The sequence below is a fragment of the Candidatus Cardinium hertigii genome, from assembly GCF_003176915.1.
In the GTDB taxonomy this organism is placed as follows: domain Bacteria; phylum Bacteroidota; class Bacteroidia; order Cytophagales; family Amoebophilaceae; genus Cardinium; species Cardinium hertigii_A.
In genome coordinates, this window is the sequence record NZ_CP029619.1 from 667,693 (window position 1) to 691,871 (window position 24,179).

Genomic DNA, 24,179 nt, shown 5'->3' on the forward strand with positions numbered 1-24,179 from the left:
AAAATTAAAAAAGAATCGTATCTTTATCTGTGCTAGGTATATGCGCAATGGACCTTAAAAGTTAACGAAGCGTAATATAATTTTATGGTATGGGGTTAACAAAGCGGAAGAGGCATAGCATTATCTCATACAAGCAATCCATACCCTACCTGGCATGCTATTTAGAAATAGATAAAGTAGGAATCATTTAAAATTAAGATACATTTCATGCAATCCTTACGCAACATTGCAATTATAGCCCACGTAGACCACGGTAAAACAACGTTATTAGATAATTTACTAAAGCAAAGTGGCACCTTTAAGGCACATCAAGAAATAGCTGAAAGGGTTATGGATTCCAATGATTTAGAAAGAGAGCGTGGTATTACCATTCTTGCCAAATGCACTTCCCTCGTTTGGAAGGATGTTCGTATTAATATAGTAGATACCCCTGGCCATGCTGATTTTGGTGGTGAGGTAGAGCGTACGTTAAGTATGGTGGATGGGGTAGTACTATTGGTCGATGCTGCAGAGGGTACCATGCCACAAACCAAATTTGTTCTAAGTAAAGCATTGCGGCTTGGATTACACCCCATTGTAGTCATCAATAAAGTAGATCGTTTGGATGCACGGATCAAAGAAGTAGAGGAAGAAATATTGGAACTCTTTATGGCATTGGAAGCTACAGAAGCGCAATGTAATTTCCCTGTTATGTATGCTTCTGGAAAATCTGGTTGGGCTAGTAGCACATTAGAGGGAGCTAGAACGGATCTTACCCCTTTGTTTGAGCTTATGCTGGCACAGGTACCTGTCCCCAAAATTACGCTAGAAGCTGATTTTTCTATGCTTATAACAGCTAGAGAATATGATCCTTACGTAGGTCGCATCCTCACAGGACGGATTTTTACAGGCGTACTTAAAACCCAACAAGCTGTAAAAGTACTTAATCAAAAAAATGAATGGGTAGAGAATGCCCGAATTACCAAAATCATGGCATTTCGTGGTATGGAGCGCTTGCCTATTGAAACGGCCTATGCAGGTGATATTGTGGTAATTGCAGGCCTACAACAGGCAAATGTAACAGATACGGTTTGTGCCCCTGCTGTTCAGCAAGCGCTCCCTGCTTCTCCCATAGATCCCCCTACGTTGTCTATTAATTTTTCTGTGAATGATTCTCCTTTAGCGGGATCGGAAGGTAGCAAAGTCACCTTTAGTTTGCTGCGTGATCGGCTCATGCGTGAATTGGAATCAAACGTATCTATTCAAGTGACAGAGAGCCCCACGAAGGATTCCTTTGAAGTAGCAGGAAGGGGTGAATTGCAATTGGGTATTTTAATAGAGACCATGCGCAGGGAGGGGTTTGAACTGTCCATTAGCAGACCACGCGTACTGATTAAAACAGAAACGGATGGAAGCAAACTAGAACCACTAGAAGAAATCCAAATTGAATTAGATGATGCTTTCTCCGGCGCTGTCATTGAATCTATGAGCTTGCGTAAAGCAGAAATGAGGGATTTACGACCTATGGGGGCTGGTAGAACACGTATTATTTTTATTGGCCCATCTAGGGGTTTAATTGGTTATTATGGTACCTTCCTAACAGAAACCAGGGGTACTGGTATTATGCATAGAATTTTTCATAGTTATGGATCCTATCGTGGTAGTATTGGTGGCCGACGCAATGGTGTATTGGTAGCCATGGGCAGTGGTGAGGCAGTGGCCTATGCACTTTTTAATTTAGCTGATAGAGGTAAGCTATTTATTGCAGCAGGTACAAAAGTATATGGAGGTATGATTGTAGGGGAACACAATAGAAATAATGACCTAGAAGTAAATGTATTGAAAGGAAAACAGCTTACTAATATGCGTGCGGCTACTGCAGATGCAGCTATTCGGCTCAGTCCACCTGTTGTGATGAAACTAGAAGAGGCAATTGCCTACATCCAGGATGATGAACGCGTGGAAGTAACGCCCCAATCCATTCGCTTACGCAAAGCTATATTAGATCCTAGCAAACGCAAAAGAATGGAGAAAACACGGCATTAAAAACTTGCCAAGAGCTGGCACTAACCAGGTTGTATCTTACCGCTATTTTAACGGTCTAATAGGGGCCTGTTTCCCCTCTAGGAACCCTTGCGCCCGCGCGTGGGTTCATAATACGTCCCTATGACTACATGACTACCCTTATCAACAAAAACAGCCACCGTATAAATACAGTGGCTGCTACTAGCTGATTCAGCTTATGATTATCTACCCTCTCCTTGAAAACCATCCGAGCATTGGCAATACCTTCCCCATCCGGCTTATTGTTGTTGCTGTTTTTTTAAGATAAATTTTTAAAATATGGTTGTAGTTGTTCGTTCAATTGTTTTATTTGTTCATCTGTCAGTTGTTCGTTCAATTGTTTTATTTGTTCATTTTTCATTCCACATTTACGCAGAAACTCTTCTTCTAGCTGATTAGTAGAAGGCGCAACCTTTTCTTTTCTACAGGAACCGCCTAACGCTAGAATGGAAAGACACCATAAAGTTGCTATGCTTTTTCTCATAGATTTTATATTTTTTATTTCCCTGTATACCTGTATATTATATATATATGTAAAACTAGAAGGACAATTTACAAGGAACAACCATCCAACAGCTTGGAGCTCTACAAAGCATACACACAAGTGCATAAAGGGGTATTAAGCTATCTTATCACCCTCTTGCGCGTTATCTTTTTTATAAAAACAACTCCCCTAGTTAACACAAATGCGTTACAAAACTTTAGATTATTTTTTTACAGGCTTACTATTCTGTCTCTTAGACGCTACCTTTTCAGCTGATTTTTTATTCTCTGTAAAGCTTTTCTTATACTTATCTGGATTATCTATAATATCTCTAGCCTGCTTTAACATGTCAGAGGAGTAACCCTCCTCCTCCAAAATATCTATGGCAATAGCTTGCGTAGACGCTCCTGGAATAACCTTATAGCTATAGTTAATACGCCCCCCTGCATCCTTCGTAATAAAGACCTTATAGTTCTTAAAACCTTTGGTTGGTTCATTTTTTTCTAAAAGCATCACTATAGGATAATGGGTAGCTACAATATTTAACGTATTTTGATAGCTGGCAATGGAATTTAATACGGAATACTCTGCCGCAGCACCCTCAGTTGGATTGGTACCACTAAAAGGCTCATCAAAAATGCTAAAGCTAAATGCATCCCGTTTCAATTGCCGCAATTTAGTTAAGTGATCCTGGAAACGGGCAACCTCCGCCATAAACAGCGACTTACCTGCAGCAATATCATCGGTAATGTCAATATAGGTATTGATGCTACTAAAGGGGGTCAAGGAACAGGATTGCGCCGCAGCAATACCAAAAGTTTGGCTTAACAAAACAGCATAGGTTACACCAGTTAAAAAGGTAGACTTTCCGCCTGCATTAGGACCTGTTAAAACAACCGTCTGTACACCGCCTACATCCAGGGTAATGTCATTCCCTACGGCTACAGTAGGCGCTAGCATAGGATTCCACATGGCGGCAAGCGCCAAATGTGGCTTGGTAGCCTCCGCAGGTGATACGAGTTTAGTAAAGGTATAGGCATTCGCGGCGCCCTTTGCACGCGTCTCTTCCATTAAGGTAGCGATAGATAAAAAGGCATCCAACTGACCCAATTCATACAAAGCATCATGGAAGGCAGCTTTATGTTCTACAAAAAGCTTATAGCTGGCTAAGAGCTTCCCCGCATTACTACCTAAATAAGACCACGAACGAAGTGGCATCTCTTCCAGATAGCGCAACAGATCACCTACTTCGGATTGCTCTTGCGTGCGTTCCAACAACTTTCTAGTGGCTGCCAATTGCTCCCCATACAAGGCCTTTAGCTGGGGATTCTCCTGGATAAGCGCAGTAACCTTTTTAGCAACAGTAAAAAAGGTTTGCACATCTGCCATACGAAGGGCTAGGTTCTTTAATACAGCTGCGTATTCCTTGTAGTTTCTATAACCCTTGTAGTATTGCCACAAGGAATGTAGGGTAAACCATGTAGAAAAAATATAACCGACTATCTTAAATTCGTTATTCCCCTTTAGGTTTGGGGCATATTTAGTGCCTGACTTATAAAGTTCATTACAATAAAAATAATTCCATATTGGAACATACCTAGGGAACATGTCTGTATAGGCATGCTTATGATTGATTTCACTGTTAAATACAACATTTGCTTCACAAATCGCAACACCTAGGAGAGGGTAAAAAACAAAATTACTGTAAATATTCCATACGTCCCTTAACCAGAATTTCCTCCCTTGCAAGGAACCTGCCTGCTTATTGACGGCTACTCGATCCTTGTAATAAAAAAGCCGGGTAAGGTATTCTGCATATTCCTTTGTATACAAAGGATCCGTTTCTGTCCAAAAAGACAACAAATGATTCTCAGATTTTTTATAGACCTGTAACTGATCTTTTAGAACGCTACCAATAGCTATTTCTTTTCCCAAGTAAGCAATCAATTGCTGGCGCTTGGAAAGTACAGATAAATCAGCAGTAGGGGCAGCTAACAAAGAAGCCAACGCACATTCCCCCAAAGCGGTAAGGGTCCTATTGATGCGCGATAAAAAATGGTAGCCAGGTGTACGAGTAGTACCACAAAAGAGATGCAAATCATTCCAGGCATATTGGTTCAACACTTTACGTGAAACGGGATAGCAGGCCTGATAGCGCTTACTGGTTTCAAAAATTTCATTAAAAATTAATAACCGTTCTTCCCTGGGAGCAAGAGCAACAGCGGTAACGTTGGTATCCAACTTGGCTGACTTTTGACCTACCAAACGCCCCTTTCCTTCTTTTGCTTTTTCCGTAAAAGATTTTAAATAATTATCTGCTAGTAAAACAGCCATAGAAGAGCTGTCAGCAGCTGCTACCGAAACTACTTGGGTGCAACACAGTAAAATAAAAAATGGTATAAAGCGTATAACCTGCATAAAAGTACCTAAATTAAGCTAACACGTATAATATAATACTAACCAATATATTGTCCCTCACTCCTTCCTAGCAAGTAAGCAACCTTATCCTCCCCTCAACCTAGCAAACTTGCTTTTTATTACATTAGTGCAAATGAGCATAACACAAATTTAAATGATAAAAAAAATAAAACCTAATATAGGGCATCTTTTTCCAAAAAAAACAGGCCAACCCATTACAGTAGGGGATGCTGCTTCCTAGAGCGGATGGCTCCTACAAAACATGCTTCAGAAATACTCTAAAAGTTTCAAGAAAATAGTGCATCTACGGTTGTTCCAAATGAAATAATCTTTTATAAATACCCTCTTGAGCCAAGAGCGTAGCATGTGTTCCTTCCTCTACTATTTTCCCTTGGTCTAAAACTATGATCCTATCCACATGGTAGATACTACTTAGCCGATGCGCTACAATAATGGCCGTCCTATGCTGCATAAACGATTGAAGACCTGATTGTACGGCTCTCTCAGAAACCCTATCCAAGGCAGAGGTTGCTTCATCTAAGACAAGAATGGGCGGATTCCCTAATACAGCCCTAGCAATGCAAATACATTGCTTTTGACCACCAGATAGCTTACCACCTTGCTCGCCAATTACTGTATCATAGCCTTGGGGCAACTCCATAATGAAAGGATGGGCACAAGCTATCTGAGCAGCCCCTATAACTGCTGATCGCGTAATCCCTGGCCTATTAAAAACAATATTGTTATAAATCGTATCATGAAACAAAATAGATTCCTGCGTTACAACCCCCATTAAACGGGGTAAGGTGTTATTGCTAAGCTGTGTAATAGAAAAATTGTCTATGGTAATGGTCCCATTACTGGGCTGATACAGGCCAGATAAAAGAGATAAAAGGGTAGATTTGCCTGAACCAGAAGCCCCTACTATGGCTACTGTTTCTCCTCTTTGAATGGTAAAATTGATATTGGCTAATACTGCTTTCTTGGTACTATAAGCAAAAGAAACGTTGTTAAAAGCTATGGCATGTTTAAAAGTGGTATAGGTTATGCCGCCCAGCAATGGCCTTGACCATTCTGTTTTTTCATCCAATAAATGCAAGGCACGCCTGCCAGCAGCTAACCCTCGCTGAATATGACCAATGGAACGTGCCATCATCTTGATCGGTATAAGGGTTTGCGTGCAAATGATAAAATAAGCAATAAAAGTACTGGGACTTAAGGCATGCTTATCTATAAAAATAAGGTATCCTCCATAAACAAGTATAATGGAAATGGCTGCTACGCTTAATGATTCTGATATGGGTGCTGTCATATACTCTTTGCATGCTATGGATCTATTGATGCGTGCATAAAGCCTGCTTTCTTTTTTAAATTGCTGAATCGCATAATTTTGTGCACCAAAAATCTTTATAATGCGGATACTACTTACCATCGCTTCAATCAAATGCATCAGATCTCCTAATGATTGCTGCGTTCTATCTGACCACTTGCGCAACTGTTTTATAATCTTAGCAATAATCCACCCCGCAACGGGCAACCACAATAAAGTAAAAAGACTTAATCGGAAAGACATGTAAAAGAGGAGCGCAATGTAACAAAAAAGCTGCGTGGGCTCTTTGCAGCACAAACGCAATGTATCGGCTACAGCATTATCTATTTCCTGGATATCCGCAGTAATACATGCCATTAAGTCTCCCTGCTTTTTATCTGTAAAGCGCTGTAAAGGAAAGGTTAACATTTTTCTAAAAAGGGCCAACCGTAAACGGTAAACTACCTTAATGCGCACCTTAGCCATAACAATATCTGCTATATACCTAAAGAAACCATTTAAAATGGTAGAAACCATGAATAAAAGGGATAATAAACCAAGGGCATATATTTTTCCATAACTTATAATTGTTTGTATAAAGAAATAATCAAACAAACACTTGAGGTAGTCTATGCTCATTTGCCATTTTGGGAATAATGGATTATCTACCAATAGGGTATTTAATTCTTCTTGATTAAAAAGTACTTTTAATAAAGGAATAACCAAACTATAGGTAATTAAGCCAAAGAAAATGGATAGAAAAGTGGCCATAAAATAACAGAAGGCTTGCCGTTTCAAGGATCCTGTATAACTTAAGATTCTGGCATACGTACGCATGGCGTTTTATATAATATGGGTAACTTATCTGCTATGCATTAGCTTCCGCTGTATCAAGGATAAAAAGGTCTCCAGCTATTTTAGTGGCAAACCGTTTTCCTCTATTGGTTAAATAGAGTTTATGATCCACATAATGGGCTAATCCTTCTTGTACTATACTGGTTATATAATCTTTACGAATGGCCAGAAGGGATACGCCATACTGTCTAGCTACCCAATCCAAATCACATCCCCAGCAGGTTCTTATGGTAGTCATAATATATTCATTCACCCGATTTGCTACGCTTAATCTTTCTTCTGTATAGGGTAAATGTCCCTGCTGAATAGCTTGCATATACTTTATATTTTGGGCAATATTTGCTTGTCTATACCAGCCCTTATAGCTGTGGGCAGCTGGCCCCACACCCAAATAAGGTCTTGAACACCAATAATTGATATTATGCCTGGAAAATTTACCTGGTCTACCAAAGTTAGCTATTTCATACTGAAAGTAACCTTCCTGCTGGCACGTTTCTATGGTCCACGCAAACTGCTCAGCGGCTATTGCTTCACTTATGGGTAGTAGTTTCCCTTTTTTTCGTTGATACTCCCAAACCGTTTTGGGTTCAATGGCTAAATAATAAGCCGAAATATGCTCCGGCGCTAGTAGGAAGGCTTGGGCTAAATCACGCTGCCAATCTTCTGTAGTGGTTCCTGGAATGGCATAAATGAGATCTATACTAAGGTTGCTAAATTGTGCGGAACGTGCCCACTCTATGCTCTTTTGAGCCATGACGCTGTTGTGTGCCCTATGCATATATTGAAGCACTTTATCATTAAACGACTGTACACCAATACTCAATCTATTGATGCCGAGTTGATGCAACCCTTTCAATTTTTCCAGCGTCAAATCATCGGGATTAGCTTCTAAAGTGATTTCTACGGCTGTAGCTACAGTACAGTAACGAAAAACCTGGGTTAATAAATGATCTATTTCTGTAAAAGCTAAGAGCGAGGGAGTCCCCCCTCCAAAATAAATACTGGAAATAGGAACCGCTTCCAAATAATGCCTTCGTAGGTAAATTTCTTGACCTATACAGGCAATCATCTCTGGCTGCAGCTGCCGCTTTGTGCTAAAATGAAAGTTACAATAATGGCAGGCCTGCTTACAGAAGGGAATATGTATGTATAGACCTGAACTGGTTTTAATTGGTCCTGGGAACAATTGCGTAAGGCTCAAGCGTTGTACCAACTAGGTTGCATCAAACAGCTGCAACTATATATGGAATGATTAAAATACAAATTTTAAATTCGTTTACCTAATAATAACCCATCCTACATGTATAGGTACACATTACAGCTATTGATTTACAATAGGTAAATCCTTTTGCTTACTACTTTTTGTTTACTTAAAAGTAGTCCAACGTACGCACAATTTTTTTTAAAACGTAGCCTTTGCATTCTGTATGGAGATTTGCTGTGCTACTTTTTGTGCTATTGTATCAAAGATAGGCAACGTATCAACAGCGGAAATACCGTCATCTCCCTGTTGACAAATTGCAGGAAGCAGCGGAATTTGACCTAAAAAGGGAATTGCTTTTTGTTGGGCAAGCTGTTTTCCTCCTTCTTTCCCAAAGATATAATGTATGGTATTTTGCGCGGTGGTGGGTAAAAAATAGGACATATTTTCTACCAGCCCTAAGATAGGTAACTTAATGTGTGCTTTGGTAAACATAGCTATTGCCTTAACGGCATCTATTAGGGCAACCTTCTGGGGAGTAGTAACCACTACAACACCTGTAACCGCTACGGTTTGTACCAATGTAAGCGGGATATCACCAGTACCAGGAGGTAGATCAATGAGTAAATAATCCAACGGACCCCATTTGGTTTCTTTTAACAATTGTTTTAAGGCAGCACTAGCCATAGGACCTCGCCATACAACGGCTTCCTCAGCTAAAAAACCAATAGACATTAGTTTTACATGATAGCGCTCTATAGGTTGTATGTATTTTTTTCCTTCCTGCTCTAGAATAGGAGGCCTGACTCCCCTACAACCCCACATGGTAGGAATAGAAGGGCCAAATATATCTGCATCTAAAATACCTACCTTTACCCCGTAATTTACCAACGCTAAGGCTAAATGAGTCGTTAGGGTAGACTTCCCTACTCCTCCCTTACCAGAAGCAATGGCAATAATATTTTTTACATGGGGTAGCAGAACGGAAGCAGTAGCATGACCTGTGGTAACTTTGGCAGTGGTCGTAATAGCAATGTTAAAATCAGTTGTTACCTGCGTTCGAATGGCTTGTATACATTCCTGCTTCAATATTTCTTGTAGAGGACAAGCTGGCGTAGTTAAAATAATAGTAAAAGAAATCGTATGATCCTTAATAAGCAATTGATCGATCATCCCTAAAGAAACTAAATCTCTTTTTAAATCAGGGTCTTGAACGCTACGTAATGCCTGAAGTATGGCTGCTTGTAAATTAGGCATGCATTAAAATTTAATGGGAATTGGATCAATCTACTATTCTACACAGGACATACCGTACAACCTATGGATGCCCTATCCGTTGCATGCCATCATGCTTAACAGCAAAGCCTAACAAAGGCCTTTTGTTCCTTTATTCCCTTACTATTATTGTACTAAGTAAACAAAATTTTGCGGTATTTACGGTATTTTTTATTCATTAAAAACAAGTTAATTCCTATATTTTACTATATTTAATGCCTGTGTACCTTAAATTTTAATAGATAATACCTAACTTACACCTGCTAGGGAAGGGTATTTACTTCTTAATATATTATATCATTACATATGGTTATTATTGGGTGGGGCATCTTACTGTGTATACTATTAGCAAGTTTATATCTAGAGGGAATAGCTGTTGGCTTACTAAGTGGTTTGAGCATAACCCTACTGTCTTTTTCTGGTTATCTTTCGCCTGCTCAACCTCCCTATACTTTTATATTCTTACAGGCCGCTTGGATAATCCTTACGGCTACCTTAGAGACAGCTGGCTTTTTTCATTTCCTAGAAACCAAATTCAAGCAAACATTATCTTTACCACAGCCTTTGCTATGGGTTGTATGCTTTTCCCTAATATTTATTACAGGGAATCTAAGGTTTATATATGCTATAATACATAACCAGCGTTATAATTTTTTTAAGCAGCTGTTGTTTACAGGGGGTAGAATAGCCTATATATTCAGCCCTTTATCTTTACCAGGGATGTTGCTTTATTTAGTCCTGCATACGCATGCCTTATCTCTCATAGACCTTCTATACATCCTAGGGGTCTTGTCTATATATTACCTACCGGCCATCCCTTACAGCTGGCCTATCAAGCGGTATAAAACATGCCCTAGCAACGCAGCAGCAACCGCACAAGCCCATGAGGTGCAGCGAGCGCCCTATATTTACCTACTTTTATTGCTCCTGCTATGCCTAATGGAGGGGCTGCTGCTGGGAACAAAACCTACTCCCAATGGATTTACAGCATGTAGCTTTATCGGTAAGGTTTTTAAACTTAAGATAGCATACTTCTACCCACTCATAATGCTTTCTACTGCTGCTATAGTAGCATTGTGTCTTACCATAAAACCTGCCCAGATCCTATTAACCGATCGCTTTAAAGGGGGAATAAAGCAATTTTTTATTTTCTTAGGCCTAATTTGGTTGTTAGATAGCTTGCTTTACCACGATAAAGAAATTTTACTACACATAGGGCAATCTTTTTTCCTTGGAATCAAAGAGGGTACACCCTACGTATACATAGGGTATCTTTTAAGTTTAGCGGTAGCATGGCTCTATCTACTCCTATTAGATATTGAGATCATCATATGGTTCTTTATCCCACTATGCATAGCCTCTTTAAAAGGGATTGCAATGCACAGGGTAGCTCCTTGGTCATGGATACTTCTTCTGCTATCGTTGGGTAGCATATGCCTTGTAAGGTATTGGATACATTGTTTTTCTAGAAGATACACAGTAAACTGCGCTCAAAAAAGCCATTAAAGCAGGATCCTTTACAAGGGAAATTAAAACAATTGCATTTACCATCTTAATTATTTCATCATGGACATCACAAAGCTATTCGGACAAATGGATCAATTCCGAAAAAAAATGGAAACACTCCAACAACAAATGGGGCAACTAGTCCTTACTAAGGAAGCAGGTGCTGGATTGGTAAAGGTAACGGTAAATGGAAACAAACAGCTAACAGCTGTTACCATTGATGAAAGCCTCTTCCAAACAAAGGACAAAAAAATAATAGAAGAACTGATCATAGGTGCTACCAATCTGGCTTTAACAGAAATCGAAGAGAAGATACAAACAGCTATACAAAACAGCACAATGGAGGCATAGCAGTATGCAGGGGACCGCTTCTATAGGCCATGACTTAGCTATTGTAGTACTCAACTACAATGGGATGGCTTTATTAAAGCAATATTTACCTCCTTTATTGCTTTATAGCAAAGGGCATGCCGTAATCGTAGTGGACAATGCTTCCACGGATGGATCGGTAGCTTACCTACGGCAATATTTTCCACAGGTAACCTGTATTGTACATGCAACAAATTATGGGGTAGCAGAAGGATATAATTTAGCACTTAAGCAAATCAAGGCTACCTATTACCTGCTATTGAACAACGATATATTGGTTACAGAAAACTGGTTGCAAGCTCCTTTGGCACTTATGCAATCGGATTCTTCTATTGCTTGCTGTCAGCCTAAGATTTTATCCCTTCTAGCACCTACACAATTTGACTATGCTGGAGCAGCTGGTGGCTACATAGATCGCCATGGCTATCCTTTTTGTAGGGGCAGGCTATTCCACAAGCTAGAGGAGGATCAGGGGCAATACAATGATACACGGCCTGTTTTTTGGGCAAGCGGCGCTTGTTTATGCATACGCGCGGAAGCTTTTCACGCATTAAACGGCTTTGATCCACTTTTCTTTGCTCACTTCGAAGAAATCGATCTGTGCTGGCGGCTACAGCTATCAGGTTGGAAAGTCTACTACTGTGGCAGCAGTAGCGTATACCACGTAGGGGGTGCAACCCTAGCCTACCATAATCCCCAAAAAACCTATTTCAACTTTAGAAATAGAGCACTTATGCTTTATAAAAACGAGCGTTCTACCCTCTGCTCTACCATAAAGCGAAGTGGCTTAGATTTACTGGCAGCCTGCTATTATCTTTTTCTTGGGAAGGGGAACCACAGCTGGGCAATCTGTAAAGCACAAATAGATTTCCTCAAATTAAGAAAAAAAGGTAACATCAACCGCTCTCTATTGCCTTTACGCCACAGATACAAAGGGAATAGTGTTCTTGATTACTTTATTAGAGGCAAAAAGCGGTTTTCGGATCTCCCTGATAACGCATGGTAAAGAGGCATGGAATCTCCCAAAAGGAGATCCTCCTTACTACTGCTTCTAGGGAGCAAGCTATAACCCAAAAGCTACCTACTTAGCATCTGCTCCGAGCGCAGTATGGCTTACAAGTCGCTTGGCCATAACTTGCGGAACCCTGTACAAAGTGAAGAATGTACTCCCTTGAAAGGTATAGCAATATAGCAATTAAGGCCGAATTATACTGTAATTCAATGTAATAATAGTATGATGATTTTTAATATTTTTTATACCAGTTATATCGCTACCCGTAAACAGCTCGTCTGCTAGGCCATCTTTCTTTAAGAAACCCAACAATCCTCTATGGTGTCTTATACCCAAACCCCATCCAGAACGCCATTCATAACCTATACCGATTACGAAAGCCACATCCCAATTGCGTAATTTATCTTTAAAGTTAGTAAAATCCACGTCCCTAGCTTTATCTTTTTCTATACCCATAGGAGCTTTCTTAAACTCTTTACGTAAAGTAAGAAAATCGAGCGCCATACCTGCAAGCAACTTCAAACCGTTCTGGCTACCAAATGGATGAAGACAACCCAGCAGTGGAAAAGATAAACCGCCACTAAACAACGCTATCATTGGTGTAGCCTCATCTCCTTCTAATGTCTTTACTTCTTTATCATGCAAAAATATGCCCCTTACTATGGGATTCACTTGAATTTCTCCACTGATATAATTTGAAAAAGCATAAGAAAAATAAGCACCAACCATCCCTGCAAAACCAAGATTACTTATTTTTCCACTGATAGGACCAGTATATGTATTTTTTATATTTTTTCTTACTTCATCAGGATCAAACTTAGGGTCTCCCTCCCCATGGATACCAGCCGCACCCAAACCAAGTGTTATACCAGCACGAAACGGACTTTCCTGAACGGGCTCTTCCTGCTGCGCATAGGCGTGCGTAACAAAAAATACACAAAGTAAAAATATTCTTTTCATATAAAACAATTGATTAAAAAGCAAAACAATCAACAAAAAAGTTATCCCCCCTAAGATCCAAACAATAGGACAACTAAAACAACCATAGTATAGTATAGCTTACTGCAACAGCAGTATAATATAAAAAATTTCTACTATTTTTTATACAATAGGAGTCTGTTGTGATAGATCAATAGAATAATTTTTTCTATGTTTCTACGCTTATTTGGTTTGATTTTTGATGCTATAGGGTTAGTATTTTTATTATTTATTGATTTTTAGAGTTTTAATCTATTTTGGATAGACCATCTTCCTAAGTACCACTTACTATACTATTTGGAAACCTGTATACGTTGTGGACTATTGCTTCCATAAGTTGTTGCGTATGGTTTTTTGCAAGGCCTATATAACGGGCTCCTGAACTACAGAAGCAACTTGTAATAGCACCAAATACGTGTTCTACCTTATAACGTGTCTTTGCTACCAATTTATTCAACCGTTTAGCTGTAGGAGATAAGGGGAGTTCCTCAAGGAGGTGTCGCTTATAACCATGAAAAGCGTATACCCTTTTTTATCCAACTTGCTTCTGGATCTACTCCTTTTTGATAACTTTCGGATACGGTTATAATGCCATCTTTATGTAAATCATTAATGATTTATAATAACTTTTCTAGCGCCTTCTGCTCTGTAAGGGTGGTCCTAAATCTGCTTACTACCCTATGATCTGGAACAGAACTATCCATAGCAATTTCACAAAATCTGCTAAAAGTGACGCGATCGTTTGCTTCTTCTTCCGCTGGATAGGCATTCACAGTCCATACCAAGTCTGCAGCAATAACATTTTAAACAAAAGAAGTGGACTTCTACTTGTGTATCCATATTTTTAATGTACAGGATTAGTATGTAAAATCTGCTCACATATATTTTCCATTTCTGATAACCAGGTTAAAATATTATTTTTTCTAGACCATGGAATGTAGAAATCCATAGTCTCTTTGGCTATTCTTTTTTGGTCTGCTAACTTTCGTACAGCTATAGTGCTTAAATAGAGCTAAAAAGGTGTTAAAAATATTCTTCTAATGAAGGAATCAAAATTAGTTGAAATATAATAAGAAGAGTGGATAGACCATAGTAACAAACAGCTATAAGTACATATAACTCATGCAATATTACGATCTGATCGGTATAAATCAATCAAAATATTACGTTCATTATACTACAACATAAGGTTTCTTTAGACGAGGATGTCCTTCTGAAAGGTGCTTAAGATGGGTTATTTGAAAGAATGGGCGTTGTAGGAGATTCTTAAGATTAGGATCTTCTGGGTAATTAAGCAATAGAGGGAGAAAAACAGATTTTCCAATAATAGAAACACTATCTCCTGATAGATCAGCCATCCCCCAAATATTTTGGTAAGTCATAGCTATAGCCATTTCTTGATATTGGAAATGGCCGATATACAAAAAGACATGTCCTCCAATATATACAATCGTTAAAAATGGATCTCCATAATCCTTTAGGTAAGTAAGCCGCTCTTCTGGGGTGGCACCATTCCTATCCATTTTCTCTGATATTTCTACCTGATCGCTGGAGTGTCTAGGTAACCAAATTCCAAATGGGAGAAACAGACTCTTAAGTTCTGCTGAACAATCATTATAAAAGGATGTACCGCACCAACCAAAATCCCTTTCTTTCAACGTATCCATTATTTTTGCAAAATTCTTTCGTGAAGTTTGTATGGGAATACAAGCAGCTTGGGTCGAAGAAACCGATACATCAACTGAACAGGCTTTTCCTTCTTCATTGGCAATGGGAACGTTTAGTATCAGTTTGTCTGCTTTTGCATGCTCACGTGTAGATACTGGAAAAACAGATCCTACATAAGCTTGTGCTATACATCTTCCCTTTGTATCTACTAAAGGTGTCTGCGTTTGTATAATTGCAGCAAGTTGATTTTGTGCAGCTTCTTTCCATCTTTGGATAAAAGCATCCTCTGCATAAGCGAATCCACTGCTTGGAATCCAGGCTATAAAATCTGGCATTATAACAAGTGACCATATTTTATCTTTTGTTTCTGCTATGCTGTAAAGAGGGGTGCCTATCCATACAGCTGATGCTTGTAACCGATCAAAGGGATAACCATGTCCTGGTATGGTACTACGAAAGCAAACATCTTGTGAAGGGAGTATTCTGACGGCAAGATTTTGTATGGTAATAGCTCTGTGCGCTGCCTGGAAGATTGGGTTTTTAAGTTCGTATAAGGGAATGTTTGCTCTTATATCTTTTATCCATTCGATGGAATAAGGTCTAAAATTCATTCCATACCACTTATCTTGCTCAGATTTATCATGGTTGCTGAATCTTACTAGCGCTTTTTCTTGGCATGATCCAATAGCTTCTTGTTGAAGGATTGCTTTAACGTACGCTTCATGCCAAGGAGACGCACTACCATAAAGCCGTTGCCACAATTGCTCCACGTAACGTTTCTGTACCTTTGCATCCATCATAGGCTGGTCATACCCCTCTTGATTAGGATCAATCCACTGACTTGTTACTTGACTATACCTTTCTATAGGAAAAAACCGAAATGGAGCGGAAAACAAGATTGGAGGTTTCATAAAATAGTTATGTTAGTAACTATTATGCACAATAATATAGAACCTTCACCAGTATAAGTATAAATTAGTACTTTATGCCCTAAAGAAGCTGGAAGATACATGGAGCAGACCCGTTCGGGAATGGACAATAACCCTATCTCAGCTGGACATCTTTTTTCCCCGTAGTATTAAGTTTGAGAAGGATATAAAGTGGGCAATATTTTTAGATAGGTATGTACTATTGAAGCATTAACTTAACAAGCTAGTACGTCCTCTTCAAATAGCCATCCCTCCATAGAATGGACGTTTAAAAATAAAAAAGGCAACCACCTACTCTCCCGCGTTTTACCGAAGTACCATCGGCGCTACTGGGCTTAACTGCTCTGTTCGGAATGGGAAGAGGTGTACACCAGCGCTTTCGTCACCTTTATTTATCTTTAATATTTTTAATATATTAATTGACTATTGTAAAAGCAAGTTAAGAAAAAAATAAGAAACATTCGGATAATTAGTATTACTCAGCTTTGCCATTTCTGACTTTACACTTGTAACCTATCAAGGTCATCATCTTTAACCATCCTTAAAGAAGTCTCATCTTGAGGAAAGTTTCGTGCTTAGATGCTTTCAGCGCTTATCTCTTATAAACATAGCTACTCAGCGGTGCAACTGACGTCACAACTGATACACCAGCGGTTTACCCAACCTGGTCCTCTCGTACTAAGGTTAGCTCCTCTCAAACTTCTAACGCCCGCAATAGATAGAAACCGAACTGTCTCACGACGTTCTGAACCCAGCTCGCGTGCCACTTTAATGGGCGAACAGCCCAACCCTTGGAACCAGCTTCGGCTCCAGGTTGTGACGAGCCGACATCGAGGTGCCAAACCTCCCCGTCGATATGAGCTCTTGGGGGAGATCAGCCTGTTATCCCCAGAGTACCTTTTATCCTTTGAGCGATGGCCCTTCCATGCGGAACCACCGGATCACTATATCCGTCTTTCGACCCTGCTCGACTTGTTTGTCTCACAGTCAAGCACCCTTATGCTATTGCACTCCACATACGATTACCATCCGTATTGAGGGTACCTTTGAAAGCCTCCGTTACTTTTTAGGAGGCGACCGTCCCAGTCAAACTACCCACCAAACACTGTCTCCTTGCTCCCAAAGATTAGATAACACATAGATAAAGGGTGGTATTTCACCGGCGGCTACTTGCGTAGCCTCCCACCTATCCTACACAATATCTACCTATTATCAATGTTAAGCTATAGTAAAGGTTCATGGGGTCTTTTCGTCCCATTGCGGGTAGACGGTATCTTCACCGCCACTCCAATTTCGCCGAGCTCGTGGCTGAGACAGCGCCCAGATCGTTACACCATTCGTGCAGGTCGGAATTTACCCGACAAGGAATTTCGCTACCTTAGGACCGTCAAGGTTACGGCCGCCGTTTACTGGGGCTTCTATTCAGAGCTTCAACCTTGCGGCTTAACCCCTCCTATTAACCTTCCAGCACCGGGCAGGTATCAGACCTTATACTTCATCTTTCGATTTTGCAAAGTCCTGTGTTTTTGGTAAACAGTCGCCTGGGCCTCTTCACTGCGGCCTACTCACCCTCCCTAAAGAAGATGAATGAGGCACCCTTTCTCCCGAAGTTACAGGGCTATTTTGCCGAGTTCCTTGGCCACGACTCACTCGAACACCTTAGGATATTCTCCTCAACTACCTGTGTTGGTTTGCGGTACGGATAGCTAGCACCTAACGATTAGAGGCTTTTCTTGGAAGTATGATTAGGACCATTATCTGCGCTCCCTAAGGATTGCAGTACTATCACCTTCGACAGGTGTAGTGGATTTGCCTGCTACACCTCTATCTACAGGCTTTAACCTCCTAATTCGTCAGAAGGCAAGTCTTTCACTCCTTCGTCCCCCCTTCTCTATTGCTAGCTAGTATCGGAATATTAACCGATTATCCATCGCCTACGCCGTTCGGCTTCAACTTAGGGCCCGACTAACCCACGGATGACAAACATCGCCGTGGAAACCTTAGTCTTTCGGTGTAATGGTTTCTCACCATTATTCTGGCTACTTATGCCTACATTTTCTTTTCTAATAAATCCACTAAGAATCACTTGCTTAGCTTCAGCTTCATTAGAATGCTCTCCTACCCCTTGCTACCTAATAGCAAGGCCATAGCTTCGGTAATATACTTTATGCCCGTTCATTATTGACGCCCTGTTGCTCGATCAGTGAGCTGTTACGCACTCTTCAAATGAATGGCTGCTTCCAAGCCAACATCCTGACTGTCTAAGCAACTGAACCATCTTAGTTCAACTTAGTATATATTTAGGGACCTTAGCTGATGGTCTGGGTTCTTTCCCTCTCGGATTAGGACCTTGACGCCCTAACCCTCACTCCTAAGCAAAACTGATAGTATTCGGAGTTCGTCTAGACACGGTAGGTTTCCCCCCTAGTCCCATCGGTAGCTCTACCCCTATCAGTATAAACTTAAGGCTGTTCCTAAAAACATTTCGGAGAGTACGAGCTATCTGCCGGTTTGATTAGCCTTTCACTCCTACCCACAACTCATCCAAGAACGTTACAACATTCACTGGTTCGGTCCTCCACGTTGTTTTACCAACGCTTCAACCTGGTCATGGGTAGATCACCGGCTTTCGCGTCTAACTCCTCTGACTCAATCGCCCTATTCAGACTCGCTTTCGCTTCGGCTTTTCCTTTCTAAAGGATTTACCTTGCCAGAAAAGATTAACTCATAGGCTCATTATGCAAAAGGCACGCCGTCATTTCTATAAAATAAAAACTCCGACTGCTTGTAAGCGTATGGTTTCAGGTACTATTTCACTCCCTTATTCAGGGTACTTTTCACCTTTCCCTCACGGTACTCGTCCACTATCGGTCTCTTAGGAGTATTTAGCCTTACCGGATGGTGCCGGCAAATTCAGTCAGCCTTTCACCAGGACTGACCTACTCAGGGTACTAGCTAAATCAAACATGGTTACCTTGACAGGGCTTTCACCTTCTATGGCTTACCTTTCCAGGTAATTTAAGTTCCCACGCTTAATTTGTTGCGCTAGCCCTACAACCCCATACCAGCCAAAACTGCTATGGTTTGGGCTTCTCCACTTTCGCTCACCACTACTCATGGAATCACTATTTGTTTTCTCTTCCTCTGGGTACTTAGATGTTTCAGTTCCCCAGGTTTGCTTCCCTTAAATATATTTTAAGGGATATGCTACATCGCTGTAACATGGGTTGCCCCATTCAGAAATTTGCGGATCACTTCGTACAAACCAATCCCCGCAACTTATCGCAGTTTATCACGCCTTTCATCGCCTCTAAGAGCCAAGGCATTCCCCATACGCCCTTATTTGTTTCTTACTACTCTTGAAATTGGCATGCGCTCTACCCTTTCTGCCTTCGGCTAACTTAAGCTTACAACTTAAAGAAGCTTACAACCTAAAGGAAATAACGCCTACCCTTCTTGCTTTTACAATAAGTCAAAGAACATCTTTACGAAGCCTTCTACCGCTTCGTACCTAATTCAAAGATATAACTTTTTATTAAAAATACAAAATACCTCTTAGGGTAATAAAAGAACCTTTCTCCCTTACACAGCCAAGAGGCTTTCCATACGTTACCCTTCCTGTATATTTTCATACCGCCATTTTGTAAATAATTCCTATCTTTTCATTGCTGATGCGTATGTAAATTAGGGGTAGTATATGCTTTATTGTGGCACCGTCCCATAATGCCTACGGCTACATCCGTACGAGCAGCTGCTGCTAGCAATGGGAATACTACTTTAACCATAATACAATCCCATTCTTTTAATTAGAGATAATATTATTCCCTGTTAAAATTTATTTTCTTCTATGCTGCTCAGTCAAGAAACCATCATTGCTGTACAAAACAGGGTATGTATTGAGGAAGTAATTGCTGATTTTATCCCACTTAAAAAGAAAGGGCAAAACTTATGGGCTTGCTGTCCTTTTCATCAGGAGCATACGCCTTCTTTTGCGGTCTCTCCTAGCAAAGGATTTTATAAATGTTTTGGCTGCGACGCAGCAGGGGATGCCATAACTTTTGTACAGCAGATAGAGCATTGCTCTTTTGTAGAGGCCATTACCTATTTGGCGCAAAAGTATGGGATAGCGCTTATCCCAGCAGATAATAATAAAGAAGAACGCCCAACAGCAGCTACAAACGAAAAGATTTATGCTGCCTTAAACCTAGCCAAGGCTTATTTTAGCGAGCTGCTCTGGAGCCACTCGGAAGCGGCACAAGTAGCCTTACCCTACCTAACACAACGGGACATCTCCATTACCCTGGCTAAAAAGTTTTCCTTAGGTTATAGCTTAAACAGTTGGGATGGCTTCTATTCCTTTGCGCTTGCACAAGGAAGTAATGTGGAAACGTTGCTTTCGGCAGGATTGATTAGCCAAAGCGATGGTAAAATATATGATCGCTTTCGGGGGAGATTGCTCTTTCCTATTGCTAATAGCAACGGACAAGTGGTAGCCTTTGGTGCCAGAGCGCTGCTGCCTACGCCTGCAACAGACAGCCCAAAATACCTCAATTCCCCAGAAACAGTTGTCTACCACAAGCGAACCATACTATATGGTCTGACATGGGCAAAACAACCGGTTAAGCAAGCCAATCATTGTTACTTGGTAGAAGGCTACACCGACGTACTGGCCTTTCATAAAATTGGTAAAGAAGCGGTCGTAGCGCTTTCTGGTACGGCCCTCTCGGAAGAACAGATCCATACGCTACGCCGTTTGACCAGTAAGCTTACGCTTGTTTTTGATGGGGATCAGGCTGGTAAACAAGCTGCTTTTCGGAATATAGATCCGCTATTAAGCAAGGGATTCGAGGTTAACATAGTGCCCTTGCCCGCAACAATGGATCCAGATAGTTACATCCGTACCATAGGGGCTGCTGCTTTTATCGATTACTTAGCTAATGCTGCGCAAGATTTTATTACTTTCAAGGCGGACATGCTGCATACTAGAGAGACTTCATTGACGCCAACAGAAGAAGCAAAAAATATACGTGCCATTATCCAAAGCATCCTAGCCATTCCAGATGCAATAGAACAAAGTATTTTTCTTAAAAAGTGCAGTAAGCTTTTTTCTATAGATCCATCCATCCTACAGGTTACCTATGATGCATTGCGGCATCTACCAGCTAAAACTACAGTTGGTATCACGCAAAGAAAAAAAATGGAACGCCCCTATTCGGTGCAAAAAACCTATTCGGACCGGAAGCATATCCCCTTTGTCCATAAGCTTACAGCAAGTATTGAGGCCTATGAACAAGAAATTATGCGGATGCTAATACTATATGGTTCTACAACAGTAATAGAAGGGAAAGCCTTATATGAATACATTTTTCTAGAGCTAGGGGATATTGTTTTCCGATCTGAAAAGTGTCAAACATTGCTAGCCTACTATAAAGAAAGGTTAGGAAAAGGGGAACCCATTGATAGGCAAGCTATCTTAGCGCAAGGGGACCCCGCTATGCAGAAGCGCGTGATTGATTTGATAGCGTGCCGGCATGAAATAAGCGAAGCATGGGCTACAAAGTATGGTATCTACACGGTAAAGGAAGTAGACTTCTTATATCAAGCAACCATAGAAGTAATCATACGTTTAAAGCTGCGCCTGGTGCAGGCGCTTATTGAAGAGAATAGGGTGACCTTAACCCAAGCATGTTCCGAAAGCCAAGAGGAAGAGCTTCTACAGATCCACCAAATGCTCAAAGCTACTGAATGCAATTTAGCTAAACGATTAGGAATAGTGGTAGCACAATAAAAATAGGATCTAAGCAAGTTATCAAACCTCTTTTAAAAATTAGATGCTAAGACCTGGGTGTTTTTTATAATTATAATACTTGAAATAGCACTCTGTAATTAGCCTTATAATGCCTTTCCAATTTCCTTTCCAATTCTACCATTACTAAACACCCGTAGCTGGGTCGTTTCCGCCAAAATTTTTGCAAATTCACACGGAATGTCATCAGAATATAAATGCAACTGCTGAAAATTTGGAAATCCCTCTGTTAAAGCTTTTATACCTTCATTCCCAATTTTATTAGACTTTAGATGTAACCGCTGAAGAGCTGGCAATTCGCTTGACAAAACTTTTGTCCCTTTATCTCAAACGTTATTAGACGCTAAATGCAGCTCCTGAAGATTCGGGAATCCGTTTACTAAAACTTCAATAGCCTCATTCCCTACGCATGGCCATTTGGTTTAATGCTAATACTTACATATAATGCGTATCAAACGTTATGCTGAAGAAAGTTTACAGCAAATATATTAGATGTATGAAGTAGCCCAAATAAATCAAATTAAAATAATTAAATTATGGTATTCGTATCAAAGCAATTAAAACTAGATCGCCCAATGGTTAGTGGGTTTATTAAAAATTTAGCTTGCTGTACAAGAAGGTTATTCCACCCATCTGTCCTAAGTATGGCACTATTCCCATTGCTATTTGCTGGTGAGTGTGAGGGAGGAAAATCCCCTAGGCAACCGTCATCTAAAGATGAATTAGCCCGAAACCTAAAAGACACAAACGGAAAACCAGCCAGCGCAAGTGAATCAAAAACAGAAGCATCCATAAAATCACTATCCCAAGTAAAAACCGGTACTGAGCCCATAGCAGAAAAAGACAAGGCTACTAAAAGTTTTATAGACAAATGGTATCAAGATACTATTGAGCCAGTAGTATCAGATTTTATATCTTTGCTTGAAAAGCATTCAGAGAAATGCAAAAAACTCATTGAAATTCAACTTCAATCAGAAACAATAAGCGAAGAGGAGCTATCCAATATGGAGTCGGAAGTGTGTGCATTTCTGCTAAAATTAGAACAGGCTCAAGAATTATTCGATAATGACATACCGGAGCTAGCGGGTGCACTAATAGATATAGATATAATAGATATAGATATACAAATAGATATAATTAAAAGCACATCAAAAGAATTTCAGCAGCGTCTAAACGATCTGAAAAGAGAAACCTCAAGAGATAATAATAAACGAACAAAATATATATCCTATTTATTATCCATTCAAAGTGAATTTTTACAATCTATGTTTAATAAATTATTAAAGCAGCAGCTACCTACTTTACTAACTACAAATCTATTAAAAGTAGAAAAAGAAAAAGGTTTGGAGGGGCTAAAAGCAGAAATGAAAAGTATTGAAAATGACCTAAAAGAAATGGGAAATAAAAAATTTCAATTGACTAATAATCTTATTAATTATCTATTATAATAAAGAAAGATAGGGCATTATCTTTGTAGCCCAATCCATATGATAGCCGGGAAGGGCTTGTAGCTCAGCAAGGGTGGTAAACTTCCCTTGCTGCTGCCTATAGCGTATCATAGCTTTTGCCTTAGCAAAAGAAATATAAGGGTGGGTAACTAGCTCCTGAAACGTAGCATGATTCAACGACAATTGCTTAGGTTTGTATGTTGCTGATACCATTGTGCACTCCCTTAATTTTACCCGTGCACGATCCGTTAGTCCATATATCTCTTTGTACTGATCAACAGATACAAAACCTCCTAGCTTATGCCTATAACGTATAAGAGTTACGGCAAATTTTTCGGCTATTCCCTCTATCGCCGACAGCTGCTGCACAGTGGCTGTATTAATGTCTATACGTACTTTTTTGCTTGCATTGTCGTGTAACAGGCAAAGATAGCTTTCTAATAAAGCAACATCTCTGCTATGCTCTGCTTGCTTAGCTGAAAATATAGTCACATATAGTTGCCACGCTTGCGGCGCAATTACTAAAAGAAAAATAAGCAGCAGAAGGCAAGATAAACCATTTGCTTCCCTAGTGGAAAAGTAAAAGAATCTTTTAATCTGCTCCCTAATTGCCTTGAACATAAACTACCTTATTGCGATTGTACAACCTATTACTGATACAAACCATACAAAATCTGTACAAAAAGGGATATCCTAACCTACCCCCTATGCGCTTCAAAAAAAGTCCTCCCTTTTCCTAATTAGGATTTATTTTTTCATTTTCCTAAACATAATGGATGACCTATGCGTAACCATGCAACTGCAATAGCATACAAAAGCATGCATCCATTTATTAAAAGTAGTTATAGACCAATATTATAAAGAGCAGCTAACCGACG

At 40.1% G+C, this 24,179-nt stretch carries 16 protein-coding genes, 2 rRNA genes and 1 pseudogene; 6 read left to right on the plus strand and 13 right to left on the minus strand.

What is annotated here, in order from left to right:
* Positions 1 to 207 precede the first annotated feature (207 nt).
* The gene (gene typA / locus DK880_RS02695) at positions 208 to 2,025 is read left to right on the plus strand and encodes a translational GTPase TypA (RefSeq protein WP_109997283.1); all 1,818 of its coding nucleotides are present in this window, start codon (positions 208 to 210) and stop codon (positions 2,023 to 2,025) included.
* Between the two features lie 277 nt (positions 2,026 to 2,302).
* On the opposite strand, the gene DK880_RS05200 is transcribed toward typA, so the two are convergent.
* From DK880_RS05200 to DK880_RS02720, 5 genes are all read right to left on the minus strand, one after another.
* Positions 2,303 to 2,527, minus strand: a complete 225-nt coding sequence (locus DK880_RS05200) for a hypothetical protein (RefSeq protein WP_162534137.1) — start codon at positions 2,525 to 2,527, stop codon at positions 2,303 to 2,305.
* Positions 2,528 to 2,749: 222 nt separating this feature from the next.
* Positions 2,750 to 4,945, minus strand: coding sequence for a MutS-related protein (locus tag DK880_RS02705; RefSeq protein WP_109997285.1), 2,196 nt, complete (start codon positions 4,943 to 4,945; stop codon positions 2,750 to 2,752).
* A 304-nt stretch (positions 4,946 to 5,249) separates the two neighbouring features.
* The gene (locus DK880_RS02710) at positions 5,250 to 7,052 is read right to left on the minus strand and encodes an ABC transporter ATP-binding protein (protein WP_204082244.1); all 1,803 of its coding nucleotides are present in this window, start codon (positions 7,050 to 7,052) and stop codon (positions 5,250 to 5,252) included.
* A gap of 70 nt (positions 7,053 to 7,122) precedes the next feature.
* Positions 7,123 to 8,322 carry a radical SAM family heme chaperone HemW gene (gene hemW / locus DK880_RS02715; protein WP_320409222.1) on the minus strand — a complete coding sequence of 400 codons (1,200 nt, stop codon included), beginning with the start codon at positions 8,320 to 8,322 and terminating at the stop codon, positions 7,123 to 7,125.
* 189 nt (positions 8,323 to 8,511) lie between these two features.
* The gene (locus DK880_RS02720; RefSeq protein ID WP_109997287.1) at positions 8,512 to 9,567 is read right to left on the minus strand and encodes an Mrp/NBP35 family ATP-binding protein; all 1,056 of its coding nucleotides are present in this window, start codon (positions 9,565 to 9,567) and stop codon (positions 8,512 to 8,514) included.
* A 324-nt stretch (positions 9,568 to 9,891) separates the two neighbouring features.
* On the opposite strand from DK880_RS02720, the gene DK880_RS02725 reads away from it, so the two are divergent.
* The 3 genes from DK880_RS02725 to DK880_RS02735 are packed head-to-tail and all read left to right on the plus strand — an operon-like array spanning position 9,892 to position 12,466.
* A complete protein-coding gene (locus DK880_RS02725; RefSeq protein WP_109997288.1) occupies positions 9,892 to 11,091 on the plus strand; it encodes an anaerobic C4-dicarboxylate transporter family protein in 1,200 nt (399 codons plus the stop codon).
* Positions 11,092 to 11,151: 60 nt separating this feature from the next.
* Positions 11,152 to 11,442, plus strand: coding sequence for a YbaB/EbfC family nucleoid-associated protein (locus DK880_RS02730; protein ID WP_109997289.1), 291 nt, complete (start codon positions 11,152 to 11,154; stop codon positions 11,440 to 11,442).
* A 4-nt stretch (positions 11,443 to 11,446) separates the two neighbouring features.
* The gene (locus DK880_RS02735) at positions 11,447 to 12,466 is read left to right on the plus strand and encodes a glycosyltransferase family 2 protein (RefSeq protein WP_109997290.1); all 1,020 of its coding nucleotides are present in this window, start codon (positions 11,447 to 11,449) and stop codon (positions 12,464 to 12,466) included.
* Between the two features lie 189 nt (positions 12,467 to 12,655).
* On the opposite strand, the gene DK880_RS02740 is transcribed toward DK880_RS02735, so the two are convergent.
* From DK880_RS02740 to DK880_RS05595, 6 genes and pseudogenes are all read right to left on the minus strand, one after another.
* Positions 12,656 to 13,432, minus strand: a complete 777-nt coding sequence (locus DK880_RS02740; protein ID WP_109997291.1) for a porin family protein — start codon at positions 13,430 to 13,432, stop codon at positions 12,656 to 12,658.
* 292 nt (positions 13,433 to 13,724) lie between these two features.
* Positions 13,725 to 14,288: pseudogene (locus tag DK880_RS02745) on the minus strand (transposase); the annotation flags it as partial.
* Between the two features lie 334 nt (positions 14,289 to 14,622).
* The gene (locus DK880_RS02750; RefSeq protein ID WP_109997292.1) at positions 14,623 to 16,029 is read right to left on the minus strand and encodes an SH3 domain-containing protein; all 1,407 of its coding nucleotides are present in this window, start codon (positions 16,027 to 16,029) and stop codon (positions 14,623 to 14,625) included.
* A 296-nt stretch (positions 16,030 to 16,325) separates the two neighbouring features.
* Positions 16,326 to 16,437, minus strand: a 5S ribosomal RNA gene (gene rrf / locus DK880_RS02755).
* Positions 16,438 to 16,496: 59 nt separating this feature from the next.
* Positions 16,497 to 19,400, minus strand: a 23S ribosomal RNA gene (locus tag DK880_RS02760).
* A 309-nt stretch (positions 19,401 to 19,709) separates the two neighbouring features.
* Complete coding sequence (locus DK880_RS05595; protein WP_262494589.1) at positions 19,710 to 19,832, minus strand: hypothetical protein; 123 nt, start codon at positions 19,830 to 19,832, stop codon at positions 19,710 to 19,712.
* A 62-nt stretch (positions 19,833 to 19,894) separates the two neighbouring features.
* Between DK880_RS05595 and dnaG the strand changes: the two genes are divergently transcribed.
* Positions 19,895 to 21,835 carry a DNA primase gene (gene dnaG / locus DK880_RS02765; protein ID WP_109997293.1) on the plus strand — a complete coding sequence of 647 codons (1,941 nt, stop codon included), beginning with the start codon at positions 19,895 to 19,897 and terminating at the stop codon, positions 21,833 to 21,835.
* A gap of 104 nt (positions 21,836 to 21,939) precedes the next feature.
* On the opposite strand, the gene DK880_RS02770 is transcribed toward dnaG, so the two are convergent.
* Positions 21,940 to 22,161: a hypothetical protein gene (locus tag DK880_RS02770; protein WP_109997294.1), complete on the minus strand. Its 222-nt coding sequence runs from the start codon at positions 22,159 to 22,161 to the stop codon at positions 21,940 to 21,942.
* Between the two features lie 336 nt (positions 22,162 to 22,497).
* Here DK880_RS02770 and DK880_RS02775 point away from each other — a divergent pair, with 336 nt between their 5' ends.
* Positions 22,498 to 23,301, plus strand: coding sequence for a hypothetical protein (locus DK880_RS02775; RefSeq protein WP_109997295.1), 804 nt, complete (start codon positions 22,498 to 22,500; stop codon positions 23,299 to 23,301).
* On the opposite strand, the gene DK880_RS02780 is transcribed toward DK880_RS02775, so the two are convergent.
* Positions 23,296 to 23,922 (minus strand): ComEA family DNA-binding protein, encoded by a 627-nt coding sequence (locus tag DK880_RS02780; RefSeq protein ID WP_109997296.1) that lies wholly within the window; start codon positions 23,920 to 23,922, stop codon positions 23,296 to 23,298. The genes DK880_RS02775 and DK880_RS02780 overlap by 6 nt on opposite strands.
* Positions 23,923 to 24,179 lie beyond the last annotated feature (257 nt).

Coding starts and splice junctions, on each gene's coding strand:
- typA (WP_109997283.1), top strand. CDS start 208: ATGCAATCCTTACGCAACATTGCAATTATAGCCCACGTAGACCACGGT.
- DK880_RS05200 (WP_162534137.1), bottom strand. CDS start 2,527: ATGAGAAAAAGCATAGCAACTTTATGGTGTCTTTCCATTCTAGCGTTA.
- DK880_RS02705 (WP_109997285.1), bottom strand. CDS start 4,945: ATGCAGGTTATACGCTTTATACCATTTTTTATTTTACTGTGTTGCACC.
- DK880_RS02720 (WP_109997287.1), bottom strand. CDS start 9,567: ATGCCTAATTTACAAGCAGCCATACTTCAGGCATTACGTAGCGTTCAA.
- DK880_RS02725 (WP_109997288.1), top strand. CDS start 9,892: ATGGTTATTATTGGGTGGGGCATCTTACTGTGTATACTATTAGCAAGT.
- DK880_RS02730 (WP_109997289.1), top strand. CDS start 11,152: ATGGACATCACAAAGCTATTCGGACAAATGGATCAATTCCGAAAAAAA.
- DK880_RS02735 (WP_109997290.1), top strand. CDS start 11,447: ATGCAGGGGACCGCTTCTATAGGCCATGACTTAGCTATTGTAGTACTC.
- DK880_RS02740 (WP_109997291.1), bottom strand. CDS start 13,432: ATGAAAAGAATATTTTTACTTTGTGTATTTTTTGTTACGCACGCCTAT.
- DK880_RS02750 (WP_109997292.1), bottom strand. CDS start 16,029: ATGAAACCTCCAATCTTGTTTTCCGCTCCATTTCGGTTTTTTCCTATA.
- DK880_RS05595 (WP_262494589.1), bottom strand. CDS start 19,832: ATGGTTAAAGTAGTATTCCCATTGCTAGCAGCAGCTGCTCGTACGGAT.
- dnaG (WP_109997293.1), top strand. CDS start 19,895: ATGCTGCTCAGTCAAGAAACCATCATTGCTGTACAAAACAGGGTATGT.
- DK880_RS02775 (WP_109997295.1), top strand. CDS start 22,498: ATGGCACTATTCCCATTGCTATTTGCTGGTGAGTGTGAGGGAGGAAAA.
- DK880_RS02780 (WP_109997296.1), bottom strand. CDS start 23,922: ATGTTCAAGGCAATTAGGGAGCAGATTAAAAGATTCTTTTACTTTTCC.